The 17,274-nt window shown below is 51.6% G+C and carries 15 protein-coding genes; 10 read left to right on the top strand and 5 right to left on the bottom strand.

The features are described 5' to 3' along the window. Positions 1-93 precede the first annotated feature (93 nt). From aroE to BUA40_RS08105, 7 genes are all read left to right on the top strand, one after another. Positions 94-981 (top strand): shikimate dehydrogenase, encoded by an 888-nt coding sequence (aroE, locus tag BUA40_RS08135; RefSeq protein ID WP_369827612.1) that lies wholly within the window; start codon positions 94-96, stop codon positions 979-981. 1 nt (position 982) lies between these two features. Further along, positions 983-2,593 carry a 3-dehydroquinate synthase gene (gene aroB, locus BUA40_RS08130; protein WP_072800149.1) on the top strand — a complete coding sequence of 537 codons (1,611 nt, stop codon included), beginning with the start codon at positions 983-985 and terminating at the stop codon, positions 2,591-2,593. A 21-nt stretch (positions 2,594-2,614) separates the two neighbouring features. Beyond that, positions 2,615-3,598, top strand: coding sequence for a GDP-mannose 4,6-dehydratase (locus BUA40_RS08125; protein ID WP_072800148.1), 984 nt, complete (start codon positions 2,615-2,617; stop codon positions 3,596-3,598). A gap of 63 nt (positions 3,599-3,661) precedes the next feature. Further along, a complete protein-coding gene (locus BUA40_RS08120) occupies positions 3,662-4,699 on the top strand; it encodes a hypothetical protein (RefSeq protein WP_072800147.1) in 1,038 nt (345 codons plus the stop codon). Next, on the top strand, positions 4,699-5,475 hold the full coding sequence (gene hisA / locus BUA40_RS08115; protein WP_072800146.1) for a phosphoribosylformimino-5-aminoimidazole carboxamide ribotide isomerase: 777 nt from the start codon (positions 4,699-4,701) through the stop codon (positions 5,473-5,475). Before BUA40_RS08120 ends, hisA begins: the two co-directional genes overlap by 1 nt. Then, a complete protein-coding gene (locus tag BUA40_RS08110) occupies positions 5,444-6,889 on the top strand; it encodes a glycosyltransferase (RefSeq protein ID WP_072800145.1) in 1,446 nt (481 codons plus the stop codon). The genes hisA and BUA40_RS08110 overlap by 32 nt, the downstream gene beginning before the upstream one ends. 49 nt (positions 6,890-6,938) lie before the next feature. Next, positions 6,939-8,000: an A/G-specific adenine glycosylase gene (locus BUA40_RS08105; protein ID WP_072800144.1), complete on the top strand. Its 1,062-nt coding sequence runs from the start codon at positions 6,939-6,941 to the stop codon at positions 7,998-8,000. On the opposite strand, the gene BUA40_RS08100 is transcribed toward BUA40_RS08105, so the two are convergent. Genes BUA40_RS08100 through fmt form a run of 4 tightly spaced genes read right to left on the bottom strand, consistent with a single transcriptional unit; the run spans position 7,997 to position 12,479 of the window. Beyond that, positions 7,997-9,694: a hypothetical protein gene (locus BUA40_RS08100; RefSeq protein WP_072800143.1), complete on the bottom strand. Its 1,698-nt coding sequence runs from the start codon at positions 9,692-9,694 to the stop codon at positions 7,997-7,999. The two genes, BUA40_RS08105 and BUA40_RS08100, sit on opposite strands and share 4 nt — an antisense overlap. Beyond that, positions 9,694-10,299, bottom strand: coding sequence for a hypothetical protein (locus BUA40_RS08095; RefSeq protein ID WP_072800142.1), 606 nt, complete (start codon positions 10,297-10,299; stop codon positions 9,694-9,696). The genes BUA40_RS08100 and BUA40_RS08095 overlap by 1 nt, the downstream gene beginning before the upstream one ends. Before the next feature lie 15 nt (positions 10,300-10,314). Next, entirely contained in the window at positions 10,315-11,559 is a 1,245-nt protein-coding gene (locus BUA40_RS08090) for a transcription antitermination factor NusB (RefSeq protein WP_255369247.1), read from the bottom strand. Then, a complete protein-coding gene (fmt, locus tag BUA40_RS08085; protein WP_072800140.1) occupies positions 11,553-12,479 on the bottom strand; it encodes a methionyl-tRNA formyltransferase in 927 nt (308 codons plus the stop codon). Before fmt ends, BUA40_RS08090 begins: the two co-directional genes overlap by 7 nt. Before the next feature lie 42 nt (positions 12,480-12,521). Between fmt and BUA40_RS08080 the strand changes: the two genes are divergently transcribed. Both BUA40_RS08080 and BUA40_RS08075 read left to right on the top strand, forming a co-directional pair. Then, positions 12,522-12,947 carry a CidA/LrgA family protein gene (locus BUA40_RS08080; RefSeq protein ID WP_072800139.1) on the top strand — a complete coding sequence of 142 codons (426 nt, stop codon included), beginning with the start codon at positions 12,522-12,524 and terminating at the stop codon, positions 12,945-12,947. Next, complete coding sequence (locus tag BUA40_RS08075) at positions 12,944-13,636, top strand: LrgB family protein (RefSeq protein ID WP_072800138.1); 693 nt, start codon at positions 12,944-12,946, stop codon at positions 13,634-13,636. The genes BUA40_RS08080 and BUA40_RS08075 overlap by 4 nt, the downstream gene beginning before the upstream one ends. Before the next feature lie 4 nt (positions 13,637-13,640). On the opposite strand, the gene BUA40_RS08070 is transcribed toward BUA40_RS08075, so the two are convergent. Then, positions 13,641-15,056: a nitroreductase family protein gene (locus BUA40_RS08070; RefSeq protein WP_072800137.1), complete on the bottom strand. Its 1,416-nt coding sequence runs from the start codon at positions 15,054-15,056 to the stop codon at positions 13,641-13,643. 162 nt (positions 15,057-15,218) lie between these two features. Here BUA40_RS08070 and BUA40_RS08065 point away from each other — a divergent pair, with 162 nt between their 5' ends. Next, positions 15,219-17,234 carry a cellulase family glycosylhydrolase gene (locus tag BUA40_RS08065; RefSeq protein ID WP_072800136.1) on the top strand — a complete coding sequence of 672 codons (2,016 nt, stop codon included), beginning with the start codon at positions 15,219-15,221 and terminating at the stop codon, positions 17,232-17,234. Positions 17,235-17,274 lie beyond the last annotated feature (40 nt).

Raw genomic sequence — 17,274 nt, 5'->3', positions numbered from 1 at the left:
GCCCCCTTTATCGAACGGCCTCAAATATATAAAAATTAGCATTCATTCCCAATAATTTTATATATCTTTATATCGTAAAAAAAGAGGTTTTTTTTGAGCCAGTTGAAATTGAATGGAAAGTCCGAAACTCTCTGTATTTTTGGACATCCTGTTGGGCATAGCAAATCGCCATTGATGCATAATGCCCTTTTTGAAGCATTAGGTATAAATGCGGCCTATTTGCCCTACGCCCCGGAGCCCGAAAACCTGGCCGACGCCATCAAGGGTTTTAGAGCCATGAAATTCCGCGGGGCAAATGTCACGATTCCGTACAAAACCCCGGTCATGGACCTTGTGGACGAACTTTCGAACATTTCGAAGTTTACCGGTAGCGTCAACACGCTGTACTGGAAAGATGGAATTGCCGGCGGAACCCTGTGCGGGACCACGACCGACCCCTATGGATGCATCCGCAACCTGCAGGAATCGGGGGTCAACCCCTCAAGCAAGAATGTTGCCCTGCTCGGAAACGGTGGAGCAGCCAAGGCAATCGCCTACACGCTTGCCGAAATGCAGAACAGGCTCACCATCGTATGCCGCAACCGCGAAAAAGGAGAGGCACTCGCAGACAGCCTGAATCAGTTCTTTAATGGCAAGGCTCCCCAGGTCCAAGTCGCCACTTTCGATGAATTCCCTGCCGTATCCAAGAGCATCGATATCATCATCAACGCGACTTCCGTGGGCATGACACCCAACGAAGACCAGTCTCCCCTTACCGAAGAATCATTGCACCAAGGCCAAGCCGTGATGGACATTGTCTATACACCGCCCATGACCAAGCTGTTAAAGACAGCTCAGGCAAAAGGCTGCAAGGTTGTGACCGGCGAAGGCATGCTGGTGCACCAGGGCATCGAAAGCTTTAGAAAATGGTTCCCCGAAGAAACTAAAAACAAGACGAACGACGAACTCGCACAGATCATGCGTAAAGGAATGCAGGGCTAACATGAACAAGCACATCTTTTTCACCGGATTCATGGCAAGCGGAAAATCCCGCACCGGACGCGCCCTGGCAGAACGGCTCAACCGCCCCTATGTAGATACCGACGCCGTTATCGTCGAACGCGCTGGCAAGACCATCAGCGAAATCTTTGAACAAGAAGGCGAAGCCAAGTTCCGCGAAATGGAACGCGATGTCGTCGCCGAATTCGCCAAGAAAGAAACCCCGCACATTATTTCCTTGGGCGGTGGCGCACTCACGCAGCCGGACAACCTGAAGGTCATCCGCGAAAACGGCACCATCATTCGCCTTTGGGCAAAGCCCGAAGTGCTCTCGGAACGCATCGGTCGCAAGAACACGCGCCCGTTGCTTGCCAACTTGAGCGACGAAGAACGCCTCGAAAAAATCAAGGTGATGCTCAAGGAACGCGAAAAGAACTACGCAAACGCCGACTTCAGCGTCGAAAGCTCCGACGAATACACCGAAGACCACGTCATCGAACGCATCCTGTACATCCTGAACTTCTGGAACAGCCATGCACTGGACGTGTGCCCGAGCAGCGGCGGACGCTACCCCATCTTTATCGGCAAGAACATCATTCCCGAAGCAGGCGTGCTGCTGGAATGCCTCAAGCTTGCCCCGAGCCACGAGTTCCTGGTCTGCACCGACACGAATATTGCCAAGGTCCAGAGCCAGATGCTCGGCGAACTGAGAGGCCAGGCCGGACGTTGCCCGATCTTCAAGTTCCAGGCCGGCGAAAAGAACAAGACTTTGCACAATCTGAACCAGCTGTTCAGCTTCATGCTGCACCGCGGTTACACCCGCAAGAGCTGCTTGTTGCAGTTTAGCGGTGGTGTGGTCGGCGACATGGCAGGCTTTGGTGCCGCCACCTACCAGCGCGGCATTCCGTTTATCCAGTTCCCGACAACGCTTTTGAGCATGGTCGACAGTTCTGTGGGCGGAAAGGTGGCCGTGAACCATCCCGAAGGCAAGAACATGATTGGCGCATTCTACCAGCCGAAGGCTGTGGTCTGCGACCTCGCGGTGCTCAGCACCTTGCCCGAAACGGAATACCTGGCAGGCCTTGCCGAAATCGTGAAGTACGGCGTGATTTACGACGAAGAATTCTTCCGTTATATGGAACAGAACGTCGAAAAAATCAAGGCCCACGACCTCGACGTACTTAAGCACTTGATTTACCGCAGTTGCGCCATCAAGGCCGAAGTTGTCGGCATCGACGAAAAGGAAGCAGGCCTGCGCGCTATTTTAAATTACGGGCATACCTTCGGGCATGCGATTGAAAACTTGACGCATTACAGCATGTTCACGCACGGCATCGCCGTATCGCTTGGCATGCGCGTGGCCGCCCGCGCGGCAGTTCTCCTCGGCAAAATCAGCGCCGAAGAAGAAGCTCGTCAGAATAAACTTTTGGACGACCTCGGATTCCCGAAGAAATACGATATCGACGTGGAAGCCGCATGGGACGCCATGGCTGTTGACAAGAAGGCAGAAAAGGGGAAACGCGTTTACATCTTGCCCACGAAGATTGGCGCCGTGGAAAAGGTGGTAAACATCGACAAGGACATTATTTCTAAAAGCTGGGGAGCTATTAAGTAATACAATAGGAGCGTGTATAAAATGAGTATTCTTGTAACAGGTGGAACAGGGGCTTTAGGCTACCACATTCTGTCAAGCCTTGTGGGAACGACCCACGACTTGTTCAGTTTTAGTGATGAACAGCCGCAGCCTTGGCAAAAGGTCGAAGGGGTGGAATACCTGAACGGCGATCTTTTGAATTTCAAGGACGTGCAGGACATGATCCAGCATGTACAGCCCACCCACATTTACCACCTGGCAAGCCAATCTTCTGTAGGCCTCAGCTACAAGAAACCCTACGAAACGCTGAACATCAACCTGCTGGGTACGCAGAACTTACTTGAAAATGTTCGCAAGCACTGCCCCAAGGCAAAAGTGATGCTCTTGAGCTCCAGCGAAATCTACGGTCGCACCGACCACCAGCTCACCTATCTGCACAAGGAAACGGACCTTCCGAACCCGCTGACGCCTTACGCCACCTCAAAGGCCTGCATGGAACTCTTGGGCAACCAGTTCAAGAACGCCTACGGACTCCATGTGGTATTCGTGCGTCCCTTCCACTTTACGGGTCCGCACCACAGCCGCCGTTTCGTGATTCCCTCGATTACCTACCAGCTGGTTAAAATCAAGTATTACGGCACCGAGCCCACCATCTATTCGGGCAGCCTCGACATTAGCCGCGACTTTGTGGACGTACGCGATGTAGCCCGCGGCATGATTCAGCTTTTGAACCAGTCCGAACCGGGCGAAGTCTACAACCTTTGCTGCGGCAAGTCTTACACTTTCCGCGAACTCACCGAAATGCTCGTCGATATCGCCGGCGTAAGCGTAGACTTTAGATTTGACCCCGGCTACGAACGCAGCAACGACATTCCGCTCCTGATTGGCGACCCCACCAAGGCAATGAACATGGGATGGAAGCCGATGATCAGCATCGAAGACTGCCTGACCGACTTGTTCAACGAAATGGTATTACGCCGTCGTACAGAACTCAAGCTTGGCATGGGACAGGACTTGAGATTGTAAAAAGTAGACAGTAGGCAGTAGGAAGTAGACAGTGATTTGGGATAAGTGACGTGGGGTAACCGAATGAAAGTTCTTGTTTCGATTTTGGCGTTTTTGTTCTGCGCATCGTTTGCTTTTGCAGGCGATGTCGTAGCGCCGCAGGGTTCCGTGCGTAGCGTATCGGTCGATGACTTTATGCCGCACAACAACAGCGCCAAGGAATTCAACGAAACGTGGAGCTATCAGTTCGTTTTCGACAACGGCACCCGTGCCTTCATCAACTATTCCACGCTCCATATTCCAGGCTCCGGTAAAAAAGTCGCTTGCGATATGAGCTTCTGGAATTTCAAGAGCAAGACCTATACTGTGGGCCGCCAGTATCCGCCCGAACGCCTGAAGGCCGACAAGGCCTCAGCCACCATCGACATCAAGGGCGAATACAAGATGGAACACAAGCCGGGCAAAGATCACCGCGTGTACTTCACCGCCGACAAGGGCGGAAAATTCCTGCTCGACGTAACCTTTGAATCGGCTGTAGTAGGAAAGGTAACTGGCAACGGCGTGTGGAAAATCGGCAAGGAATCCTTTGGACAATACGTTCACATTCCGTATGGCCGCGTCACCGGCAAAATCGCCTACAACGAAGACACCATTGCCGTCAAGGGTTACGCCTACATGGACCAAACCTGGCAAACGGTGCAGGCCACCGACATGGCGGCACGCTCCATCAACTTTAGCACAAGTGCCCGCAGCCCGTTATTCGCAGGCCGCATCTCTATTTCTAAGAGCGGCGAACCTTTCGGGTACGCGCTCTACAACGACGAAAACGGAATCAAGGTCGCTCAGCCTAAAACAATCAAGGAAGGCGACGACAACTACAAAGGCAAGAAATTCGCAAACGGCGACTTGAACTTCGACTGGCAAGACGCAAGCGTTCCCGCGCTCAAGTTCAACGTCGCAAAGACGCTTCAGAAAGCAAGCCTTTTGGACAAAGTAGACGGTTGGATTGCCAAGAAGGCATTCAAGATTGCCGCCGGTGGTGAAGTTCTATTTTACAGGGGTAGGAGCGACGGAAGCCACGGAAAAAAGATTGATTGGTGTATTACCGGAGTTAAAGACTGATGACTAAGTTTCGCCCATGCATTGACCTGCACGACGGACGTGTTAAGCAGATTGTAGGCAGCTCGCTGAATGACAGCGGCACGGGTCTCAAGACGAATTTTGAAACAGACCGCTCCCCCGCTTGGTTCGCAGAACTCTATAAGAAAGACGGAATCAAGGGCGGCCACGTAATTATGCTCGGCAAGGGCAACACCGAAGCCGCAAAGGCTGCACTTGCGGCCTACCCTGGCGGACTTCAAGTAGGTGGCGGCATCACCGCCGACAACGCAAAGGAATACTTGGATGCCGGTGCAAGCCATGTGATTGTAACGAGCTGGATTTTCCCCGAAGGTAAACTTGACCGTGAACGTCTGGAATTGCTCTCCAAGACCGTAGGCAAGGAGCACCTGGTTCTCGATTTAAGTTGCAAACGCGTGAGCGCGCCCGAAGAAGAACCTCGTTGGAAAATTGCGATTAACCGCTGGCAAACTCTCATTGACATCGAAGTCAACAAAGAAACTCTCGAAGATCTTTCCCGCTACTGCGACGAATTCTTGATTCACGCCGCCGACGTCGAAGGAAAACAGCAGGGCATGGACGACGAACTGATTATGTTCCTCGCCGAGTACAGCCCGATTCCCTGCACCTATGCCGGCGGCGCAAAGTCGCTTGACGACCTCAAGCATTGCAAACAAATTTCTAACGGAACGATTGACCTCACCATCGGATCGGCCTTAGACCTGTTCGGTGGAAAAGGAGTGAAATATGCCGACTGCGTCAAATTCAACAAAGCTTAAGCCGACCGACGTTTTAGACACGCGTCCGGCTATCTTTGGACGCACCGTCACGAGCACCTTCAAGAAGATGTTCGGTTTCAAGCACCAGCCCCCCGGAAACCTGCGTACGGGAATGATTCCGCCCATCGTTTTCGGCTCGCTGATTTTGAACATTCCTAAGCTTTTAAAATTGCGCTCTTATCTCAAGAAAGAACGCAAGCAACACCCGGCCGATGACGTTCGCGTCCTTTTCTATTCCGACAACTTGGACGAAACTAACGGAATCGCCAACAACTTGAGAAACGTGATTCCCTATATGCGAGCCCACGGCATGCACGCCTTCCTCGCCGGGAACGCCTTCAACACGCGCCCCTGCGGTGTCGTGGAAAACGGCTACTGCATTTTGCTTCCGCGCATGTTCAGCATGGAACAGCTCGGATACGCCAATAGCGAACTTGCAATTCCGCGCGTAGGCCCGGTGCTTCGCCTGCTCAAGCGCTACCCCGTCGACTTGATTGAATTCGAAACGCCGAGTCCAGGCGCATGGCTTGCATGCTTCTGTGCAAAAGTCGCAGGTATCAAGGTCTTTAGCCATTACCGCACCGACGTTCCGACTTATACCAAGACGCTCGTGAAAGCCAAGTGGATGTTCCACTTTGTGCTTTGGCTCATGAAGATTTTCTACGGCATGACAAAGCCCGTGGTTAGCCCGTGCAAGGACTACGCCGACATTCTGACTTCACAGCTGAAAGTGCCTGAAAACCAGGTACAGATTTTGCCTCGCGGGCTCCCCTTGGAAAAATTCTCTCGCGACTTGCGTGGCAAGGGCGTCTGGGAAAAGTACAACGGTGCAACCGAAACCGTTCAGAGCGAAAACCGCAAAGTGCGATTCTCGTTTATCGGCCGCATTTCCAAGGAAAAGAATCTGGAATTCTTGAACGGCGTCTGGAAAAAGTTTGCCGCCAAGCACAACGATGTAGAACTCATGTACGTGGGCTACGGCTGGTACCTCGAAGAAATCAAGAAGTTCTTCGAAGGCGACAACAGTGTGCATTTTGCCGGCGAACAGGGCGGAGAAACGCTCGCAAGCCTTTATGCCGATTCCGACTTCTTCTTGTTCCCGAGCGTCACGGACACCTTCGGAAACGTAGTCGTCGAAGCCATGTCTACAGGCACGCCCGCGATTGTCAGCAATTACGGCGGGCCGCATGACATTGTGATGGATGAAGCCGCCGGTCGAATTTTGCCGATTGATGAAGACGCCTGGCTGAACGCTTTGGAAGAAGCCCGCAAGCTGTACCTCGAACAGCCCGAAGCCTACGCCAAGATGCGCGAGGTCGCCCACGAACGCAGCCTCAAGTACACCATGGAATCTTCAACCAAGGCCCAGTTCGAATTCTTCCGGAAGCTGAAACGCGAAGCGTATGGATTATGAGCAATGAGGTCGGTGCTACGCACCTCTGAGGTATGAGCGCTTCTAACATATGGATACGCAATCCTTAAAAATTCTAAGAGATTGGTTTAGGAAAAATGCGGCAGAATTGCCGTGGCGCTTGACCGACTTGGACGCCCTGCGCGATCCGTACGCGGTATGGATCAGCGAGACTATGTTACAGCAGACGCAAGTCGCTACCGTCCGCGACTATTTTACGCGCTGGATGAAGCGGTTTCCTGATGTAGAAACACTTGCCAAAGCATCTGAAGAAGAAGTCTTTAAATACTGGCAGGGGCTCGGCTATTACAGCCGCGCAAGAAACATTTTAAAGACCGCAAAAATTGTTGCAGAGTGCAAGGAATTTCCGCGCACCCGCAAGGAACTTGAAGCATTGCCCGGAATCGGGGCGTATACGGCTGGGGCAATCTTAAGCCTCGCCTATCACGAGCGCGAAGCGATTCTTGACGGCAACCTGGTGCGCATTTTTTCGCGACTTTTCACACTCAACTTTTTGCCGACGGAATCCAAGGACGCCCTAAAAACCTATTGGGATTACGCCCGCGAAATTGCGGACTCGCCTAAAGCCTACATGCACAACGAAGCCTTGATGGAGCTTGGCCGCACCGTATGCAAAATCAAGAATCCCGATTGCGCAAATTGTCCCCTGCAAGCGACCTGCAAAGCCTTCGCAGATAACCGCGCCGCCGAATTTCCGCCCAGCAAGAAGCACATTCAAAAAGACTGGCACGGCACCGTACTCGTTATCGAAAGCGCCGACCACAAGATTTTAGCAGTACACGGTGGGCAAAAGTTCTTCAAGAACCAGTTTACGCTGCCGCATTTTGAATCGCCGCGCAACGCAACTGCAGGCGTTCCACTGCAAGCAGAAGCCTACATTAATGCAGACCTCGTCAAAAGCGTTCAAATCATCGGGAATTTCAAACACAACATCACCGTCCACAAAATGGATTGCGATGCTCTGCACATACGCCTAAAAACAAAAGCCCCGCAGCATTCTGCGCCGGAGCTTCGATGGGTCAAGATTTCACAAGCCCATGATTTTTTCGCTAACAGCTTCTGCTTGAAAGCGCTGGCTCTTCTAAAGCCTTAGAAAGTTTTCTTCGCTTGACAAATGAAGCGGATGCGGTCATATCCACCGTTTACCGTTTCCATTTCTTCGTCCGCAAGCACATGCATCAAAGTTCCCGTCAAAGAAATTCCGTACTTGGGGAACTGTTGCGAGAAAGAGGCATCCCAAGTCCAGTCGCCCTTGACCACCATGGGATCTTTGGAGCGCAAATTCCACTTGGCATCGCTCCTGTAACGCAGCGAATGGGAAATCTTGAAAGTCTTGTTTAAGAGCCAGTCACCCATAAAGCCCGTGTAGAATTCAGCCGGAGTCACTTCAGCTTCATCAATCGGGCCATCGATATGTTCAAAGCCCGCCATTGCCGTAAACTTGAACATGTCACGGTACCAAGTATTGAGGCTCATTTCCGCAGACAAGCCCTTAATCCAGGCGTCAACGCGAGAAACATTTCCAAAACGGGTATTCAACCCATATTCTTCATTATAATCGTATTCGTCTACATCAAACGTTTCGGCACCATGTTCAGCCCAAATGCTGCCACGGCCACCAATCGAAACGAATCCACCCAAAGTATCCACATAAGAGGCGTAGGCCTGAATCAAGTTCATCTGGCCATCTGCAGTCAAGTCTATTTCGCGCCCATCATAAAATTCCTTCGTATCGGCAAGCGGATTCAAGCGAGAACCAGAAATATTCTTGACACCCACGACAACACCCATATTTTCGGGAGCAGGAGCCAAGTACTGAATGCTATCCTGAACAAGCCAATCCCTTTCGTTTACGCCGAAGGTCACGTCGGCCGTCAAGCGTTGCAAGGGCTGCACACGCATTTCCAAGAAAGACCACATCACACGATCTTCCTCAAGTTCCGTATACACCGTACCTTCGTCATCGACCGCACGGAATGCGACACCGGCTGCAATCTGATAGAATTTCTGCTGACAAGCCTTGCCGCACTTATAGTAAACGGAACCGTTCACTTCCTTACGAGCGCCTTCTTCTTTCTTGTGCAAATTTTCAAATTCGATATCTTCATAAGCGACCGTCACCGACAAATCCTTGATGTCGGCACGGGCTTCTACACGTGGTTTGTAATGGGCCGGAACCCAGTGGGAACTTGCCGTATAGAACCACAAGTATTCTTCGCCCGCCAAGACCGAGGCATTCACCAACGAATTCGTGTAGCCGAGGCCACCATAAGCCGTACTGAACATCGCCCAGTTTGCACCCAGATGAGTGTAATTACCATCTACCATATCGCGACGATAAGCGTAGGCTCCACTGCAAAAGTGGTCATCCTGGAAAAATCTTGCAGTCGCCCACAAGCCTTTGTAGCTAGGAGAGCGAAAACCGCCTTCTAAAATCGGCGTCCTGTTTTCGGGACGATCATCATTTTCGGTAATAAAATCCTGATAAATCAAGTCGCCCAGTTCATTACCCGTCTTCACCCAAATACCCGGTTCAAGCGGAGTCCACGAAGGCGTTCCCGACCAGCGATTAAACAGCAGACGGTCCCGCATCTTCGCAGGAGTCCAAAGTTCACTTTCGGAATGCAATCCACCCGCACTCATCGGTCGATCAAAGGCATAAGTCGGACCACCAATCAAGAACGTTCCATCGGCACGGGTTTCATATTCCATGCCATCCATTTCGGCAGGAATCTGGGCAAAAGCAACAGAAGCCGTCAACAAAGATACAAGAGCAAAATTCTTCATTACCAAAGCTTCCTTTCTATATAAAGGCCCGCATACAACATATTCGAACGCTTGGGCAATGTCCAAATTTCTTCCCACATGATATTAAAGCCGGCACGATAATTTTCCGTATTAAAAATCGCCAAATTTAAACGGGCAAACCAGCCAAATTCAGTTTCATTATCGCCCAGCGTTCCACCCGGCTTGTGGTAGATGTGATCTTTTACCATATCGTCATCCAAATCGGCACGGGTCCAGTTGCAGGCAAAGCCTCCGCCCAAAACAACGGGATGAATCGCAGGGAATCGCCAATCCAAGCCCAACTTTCCCGAAGCCTGGTGGACACCATCATAAGGCACTTCATCCGGACGGGGTTTAAAGTAGGCGTAATGAAACATCACGATTCCATCTACATTTTTCCAATAAGAATAACGGAAATTAAGGCCACCATACAACGTATTAGAAGTCGCATCTTCCAGATCGCCAAACGGATAAATTTCGCCACCTTCAATTCCGAGATACGCTTTCGAGAAGGCAATATCTTCCACATTTTTCGATTCACTTTGAGCAAAAGCCAAAGCTGCAAAGCCCAAGACGAATAAAACAATCTTTTTTAAATTCCCCATAATTTCCTTTTATTCTCAAGCTTGTTTAAAACGCAAGGCTTGGGCAAAAAATCCATCAAAACGAGAATCGTCTAATCCCGGATACACAGGCTCACCCGCCTTTTCAAATTCGGGGTGTTCCTTGACAAAACGGTTAATGACCTTGGTGGTTTCTTCAGGATCAGGACTGCAAGTTGCATAAACGACAATTCCGCCAGCCGTAAGAGCCTGCGAAGCGGATTCCAACAAACGGTACTGCAGCTCGGCCAGTTCCTTGACCGATTCCGGCGTGATGCGGTAAACCGATTCCGGACGGCGCGCAATCACGCCCATGTTGCTGCAGGGCACGTCGAGGAGAATTCGATCGAAGCGGTTTGATGCACGAGACGAGAGAGCGTCAACACATTCAACGCGAACGTTCGTGAGTCCCAGGCGGTCCACCACATCCTGCATCTTGAGCACACGACTTTCAGAAACATCGCTCGCCAAAATCTCAAGCGAAGAATCCATCTCGGCCATAAGGGCAGCCTTGCCGCCGGGAGCCGCGCATGCATCCCAAACCTTAAGGCCAGACTTCAAGTCCAGAAGCTTCACGACTTCGTAAGCCGAGGGATTCTGCATGCTGAATTCGCCCTTCGCAAAAGATTCCGATTCCAGAATCGGTTTGAGTTTTACGTCGGCAGGCACTTGAATGTAGCGGTCGTAAAGAATGCTTGCTCCCGTGATTCCAAGCTTTTGGGCCAGCACCGGGGCAGATGTCTTTTGCATATTCACGCGAATCCATTCTGCGGGGCGCGTGAGCGTCGCCTTGGCGAGCGCTTCGGCGCGTGTACCGCCATAAATATCGAACCACCTGCGCACCAGCCATTCGGGCACCGAATTCTCGATGGACACGCGCCGCACCTTTTGAGGTGGGAGCGCCGGCAGCCCGGACCTGCGCGCGGCATGCAGCACGGCATTCACCAGCCGCGCGGAACCTTCTTGAAGGTTCGCCGCCTTCGCAAGTTCCACGCTTGTCGAAACGGCGGCATGGTCCGGGATTTCCATAAAGAACATCTGGAAAATTCCCATCTCAAGCACCGTCGCTACTTCAAGCGAAGGCATTTTCTTTACGAGGGTCTTTAAAAAGTATTGCAGGTACAAATGCCTACGGCATACGCCCAAGGCAAGTTCCATCGCGAAAGGCGAAAGTCCGCTTTCCTTGATAAAGCTACCGTCCTTCTGCCAAAGCACAAGAACGCGGAACGCATCCATTCTCTCTTTCAGCGATTCATCTAGCAAAAGCAAAGTCCTTCACGCTTCTGGATTCCGCGCATAAAGTCAGCCACCGGCATCGGCTTCTTGCCTTCGGCCTGAATTTCAATCACTTCAAGAACGCCTTCGCCCGTGCCCACGTAGAACCGGTTATCCTTGAATTCCACCGCGCCCGGGGCCAGTTTCGGACCATTCTCCGGAGTGTCCGTCTTGCGCAAGTAAACCATACGGCCACCCAGCTTTCCATAGCCACCCGGCCACGGATTGAAGGCGCGAATGCGGTCATGAATCACCTTTGCGGGCAAATTGAAATCGATCAAGCCTTCTTCTTTTTTCAGTTTCGGAGCGCCACTGGCCTGCGCATGATCCTGCGTCAAGTCCTTTTCGCGGCCTTCGAGCAACTGGTGAATGGCATCGTCCAGCGCTTCGCAGCCAGGAGCCACCATCTTTTCCAGGAGGCTTGCCGTCGTATCCTGATGGTCAATCACCACCGTCTTCTGGGCAAGAATCGGGCCGTGGTCCATCTTTTCATCTAGGCGGAAAACGGTCACGCCCGTTTCGGGCAGACCATCGGCAATCGCACGCTGCACAGGGGCTGCCCCGCGGTACTTCGGCAACAAGCTACCGTGTACATTCACCGCGCCATGCTTTGCAACCGCCAAAATATTCTTCGGCAATATCGAATAGGCAACGACCACAAAGAGGTCTGCGTCGAAAGCACGCAGGGCGCTCTCGAATTCGGGCGCCTTCAAATCAGTCGGCTGGAGTACGGGGAGCCCGTATTCGAGCGCCAGTTGTTTCACTGGCGGCGGCGTTAACACGCGCCCGCGCCCTGCTGGCCTGTCGGGCTGAGTCACCACAGCCACCACGTCAGCAAAGTCCGATTCCTTGAGATGCTTCAAAAAACAAGCCGCGAATTCCGGCGTTCCCATAAATACGATTTTCATAATATGAAATATAGAATATACTTTTCTACATTTACGCCCGAAATGAGAATACCGCTCCAACTTGCCGTCATTTTCGCCATTTGCGTCGCCGGGGAGTTCCTCCACCGCATCGTAGGCGTTCCCCTTCCGGGGAATATTATCGGCATGGTCCTTCTCCTGGCGTTACTTTGTACAAAAGTTATCAAGCCAGAGCAAATTTCGGGCGTTTCCAGTTTTTTCCTGAATCACCTGGCGCTCTTCTTTTTACCGCCGAGCATCGCCATTATGGCTGTCGGTGACGAAGTCCTTTCGAAATGGCCCCTGCTCCTGTTTTTGTGCATCGCCTTCACGCTCGTCACCATCGCTGTTGGCGGCCGCGTTACGCAACTGTTCATCCGCAAGCAGGAATACCGCGAAAATTTGGCATTGCGTGCAGAACGCCTCGCCAAAAGAGCTACTCATAACGAAACAAACGGGGGCGAAAAATGAACGCCATTATCAACTCGCCCCTCTTCGGAATTTTGCTCACGCTGGTCGCCTTTGAAATCGGAGTCACCATCAGCAAAAAGTTCAAGTATTCCTTCTTGAACCCGCTCCTGATTGCAAACATCTTAATCGTAGGATTCCTGCTTCTCACGGGTATTAGCCTCGAAAGCTACAACGTAGGTGGCGACTACATCTCTGTCATGCTTTCGCCCGCCACCGTGGTGCTTGCAGTTCCCCTCTACCGACAGATTTCCAAGCTCACGCAATTCTGGAAACCGATTCTCGCCGGAATTTTTGCGGGGAGCCTCACCTCGCTCGCCTGCGTCATTGTAATCAGCAAGTTGATTGGCCTTAGCGAAACCCTGATGCTTTCACTTTTGCCAAAGTCCATCACGATTCCCATGGGTTCCGTCGTATCGGCACAAATCGGAGGCATCCCCTCGGTCACTATTATCGCCATCACCATTACGGGAATCACCGGAGCCGTAGCCGCCCCTGCCGTCTGCAGATTCTGCCGTATCAAGCACAAGGTGGCCCAAGGAATCGCTATCGGTACCGCAAGCCATGCGCTCGGCACAACCAGGGCTATGGAAATGGGCGAAGTTCAAGGCGCCATGAGCAGCCTCTCCATTGGAATTGCAGGATTGTTCACTGCAATCGTCGCACCCATTATTTTAAACTTGATTGCCTAAATTGCTAGGCCTTTCCCACTAAAATTTCAGCCACGATACTTTCGTTTTCGGGGATTTCGCACAATTCTTTCAATTCGTCTTGATAGAAGAACCTTTCACTACGCACGGTTCTGCGAAGCAATGTTGCCGACAACGTCATGGACTGCGCAAAATAGCCTGCATTCAAGTTCATATAACGGTAAGCACGTTCGCCTAACAAGTTGCAGGATTCATTCAAGTCCGCCGTCAGAATCACCGCATAGGCCGTATTCTCAGCCGTTTCGGGAGCCAAATGGCACTTGGCAAACTTCTTGACATTCAGCATGCCCGACTGCATGTAAATAGACTTACGCACAGGCACGTAACGATACACGCCCGGGTAGACAAACATCACGTCGAAAGAGACTATCCAGATTTTTAGAAGTCCCGCACCGAACAAATTGATTTGTCCCACTTCAAGCCAGCGAAGCATACTGGAGAAATCATCCAAGTCCAGCCCCGCCTTCTTAAAGGGCAAATGATTGTTCAAGGGAGTCTCAATATCCGAAATTTTGTCCAAGTAATGGGCAGCATCGAACTTTGCGGGCGTCAGCGGGAATTCATCGCCCGGATAAGCCTGCGTCGAAAGCCTACGAATGCGAATGCACTTCAAAAGATCCGTGATATTTTCCACGCGGTTCTGGCGCATGAATAGCGACGGATAGCGAGCTGGATCATAAGCAACTACATTGTCTGCCGCCTGCAATTCCGTCAAGTCGCCGGCAGAAGCATCCATTTCGCTACGGTTTGAATAAGCGGTTTCGCCTACACCACCGTCAACCGAATCAAATGCCAATTCGCAATATTCCGGGAACACCGCAAGAGCTGCCAGGGGAATCTCTGTAGAAGGCAAATTCAAAGCGATTGCAATTTGGTCATCGACAAATCCGCTCAAGGCAAAAACCTTAGCCCCCTTGAACCTTGAATGCAACAAGACGCTGCCCGCACAGGCGCCCACATCTTGCATCACCTGCGCATAAGCAGATTCTCTAAAGCGCCAAACGGCACGTTCTAAAAGTCCCGTAAAAATGTAGAGCATCGGAGCTTCTTCGGCAAAATCCTTGTCCGGGAAGGCGGCCACGATTTTCTTCATTTCGTCCTTGCCGCCAATACGCACCAGTTGCCCCATTGCATCGGGAGTATTGCTTTTGCCGGCAGCATCGTACACATACACGCCATCGGGAATCTTTCGCCCACGCATGACAACGTAAACGCCCACCGGCTTCAGGTTATCGCCAGAAACGTATCCGTAAGAGGGGACTTCCCCTTTCTGCAAATCAATGCGGTTGCATCCGGCATAGCGCCTATCAACCATTTTCTGTGATTCCCAGCACAAATCTATAGGCTTTTCCTTGCGGACAAAGCTAATGGATTTATGGTAATTTTCAGAAAAAAAGCGCATTTATGAGAAAAAATAGCAAAAAAAGCCAAAACAAGGCACGACACACCCGATACACCTGCGCAAAAACAGGCCAATTTACTAAACTCATTACGCCCTTTTAATAATAGATTAAGGGTAAAAGGGAATTGGGACAACCCAAGGTTTCAAACAAACGAGGTCAAGATGAACTTCAAAACCAAGACCAGCCTAGCACTTTCTGCCGCAGCACTCCTCTTCATGAGCGCCTGTAGCGACAATTCTTCCGACAAGACTACCATCACCGATCCTGAAGTTACACCAACGGATTCTACCAACACAACCACTCCGAGAAACGATCCTAGCACAACGCCTGCAGATTCTGTCGTCACCCCCAACGACACCACTGTAGTGCCCACCGATTCTACCGTGCCCACCACAGAACCCACCCCCGAGCAGGGCAATATCACACCCGCCGCAGGCAAGGGTCTCCTGGTTGACGACTTTGAAGACGGCGACAACCATTCGAGCGCTCTGGACGATTACTGGTACACTTACAGTGACGTCGACAACGACGGAGCCTCTGTCATCACGACTCCCGTAAACGAAGACGGAGACATCATCGCCGGTGCAGTCAACAACGGTTCCAGCTACGCATTGCAAGTAAATTACACTCTCGATCAAGGCGATTACGAATACGATCCGTATGTAGGCTGGGGCATCCAGGTCGCCGTTGACGACGAAAACGGACGCTTTGGCGGCATTACCTATTGGTATATGGGTGGTGCACACGAAGTCCACATCGAAGTTAATGACGTCAAGGACTATGACGTTCATTTGGCCAAGGTCAGGGCATCTCGCACCTGGACACAGGCTGTCATCCGCTTCAAGGACCTCGTTCAGGGCGGCTGGGGCAAAGAAGTTGCATTCGATGCCAAGAACATCAAGGCCATTAGTTTCCAAGCCAAGGGAACCAAGGGCAAAATCATTACGGACTCGCTGTTCATAGACAACGTTTATCTGCAAGACACTTCTGAAGTTGAAGCAGACAAGCCCGATATGGAAATCAAGGACCCGGTGATTCCGACGGTCGAATTCACCGAAGCCGAAATCACGGTCACGAACCCGCTGCAAGAAAAGGCCATGAAGTACCTGAACAAGGGTATCAACTTCACGAACTGGCTTGAAAATGCCGACGGCAAGTTCAAAGAATTCGTCTTTGACGAAACCGACATCAAGCTTTTGGCCGACAACGGAATCAAGAGTCTTCGTTTGCCGATTGACCTTGACCTGTACGCCACCAACCGCGACGCATTTGTCAAGGACACCACGGGAACCGTCGAACTCGCCTTTGACGACAGCACGCTCTTTACCGTTCTCGATTCCTTCGTAGAATGGACCGGCAAGCACAACATGTCGTTCGTGATTGACTACCACGAATACGATAACAGCTACAACGCTACTAGCGCCAAGAACAACAAGTACATCCAGATGATGGCAGAAACCTGGAAGCATGTGGCCGCCCACTACGCCGAAAATACTCGCGAAGACCTGTTCTTCGAACTGCTGAACGAGCCCGATATGTCTAACGGCAAGGTGCCCGCCGCAACATGGACCATTGCAGCACAGGCCATGATCGACTCTATCCGCACGGTCGACAAGAAGCACACGATTCTCTTCGGTGACGCACAGTGGTATTCCATTGCACTGCTCATCAAACGCACCCCGTTCACCGACGACAACATCGTTTACGTGATTCACACCTACGAACCGTTCGCCTTTACGCACCAAGGCGGTTCCTGGACGGACTACGCCACCATCAAGGGAATTCCGTTCCCCTACGATCCGGCCAAGTGGTCCACGGTTTCCGGCGACTTCGGTGTTACCAAGAGCACTCAGTCTTACGTGAAAGCGGCCATCAAGAACTACTACAAGACCGGCAGCAAGGAAGCCATCATGGCTGAAATCCTGAAGGCCAAAAAGTGGGCCGCCACCAACAATGTTCCGGTGATCATCAACGAATTCGGCGCTTTGAACCTCAAGTCTACCGCCGAAGACCGTTTGAACTACCTGACCGCCATGCGCGAAATCTGCGACACCCTCCAGATTCCTTGGACGCACTGGGGTTACACCGGCAACTTCTCGCTGTTCGAAGGTGAACTCAAGGGCACCAAGCTCATCGATGGCATCGACAAGGCCCTTGGCCTCGGCGTTGCAGAATAATAAATAAGCTTAAACATCAACTCCTTGGGGTCTCCCTATT

It is taken from the genome of Fibrobacter sp. UWT2 (genome assembly GCF_900142545.1).
Lineage (GTDB): Bacteria > Fibrobacterota > Fibrobacteria > Fibrobacterales > Fibrobacteraceae > Fibrobacter.
This window is presented reverse-complemented; position numbering and strand designations above follow the sequence as displayed.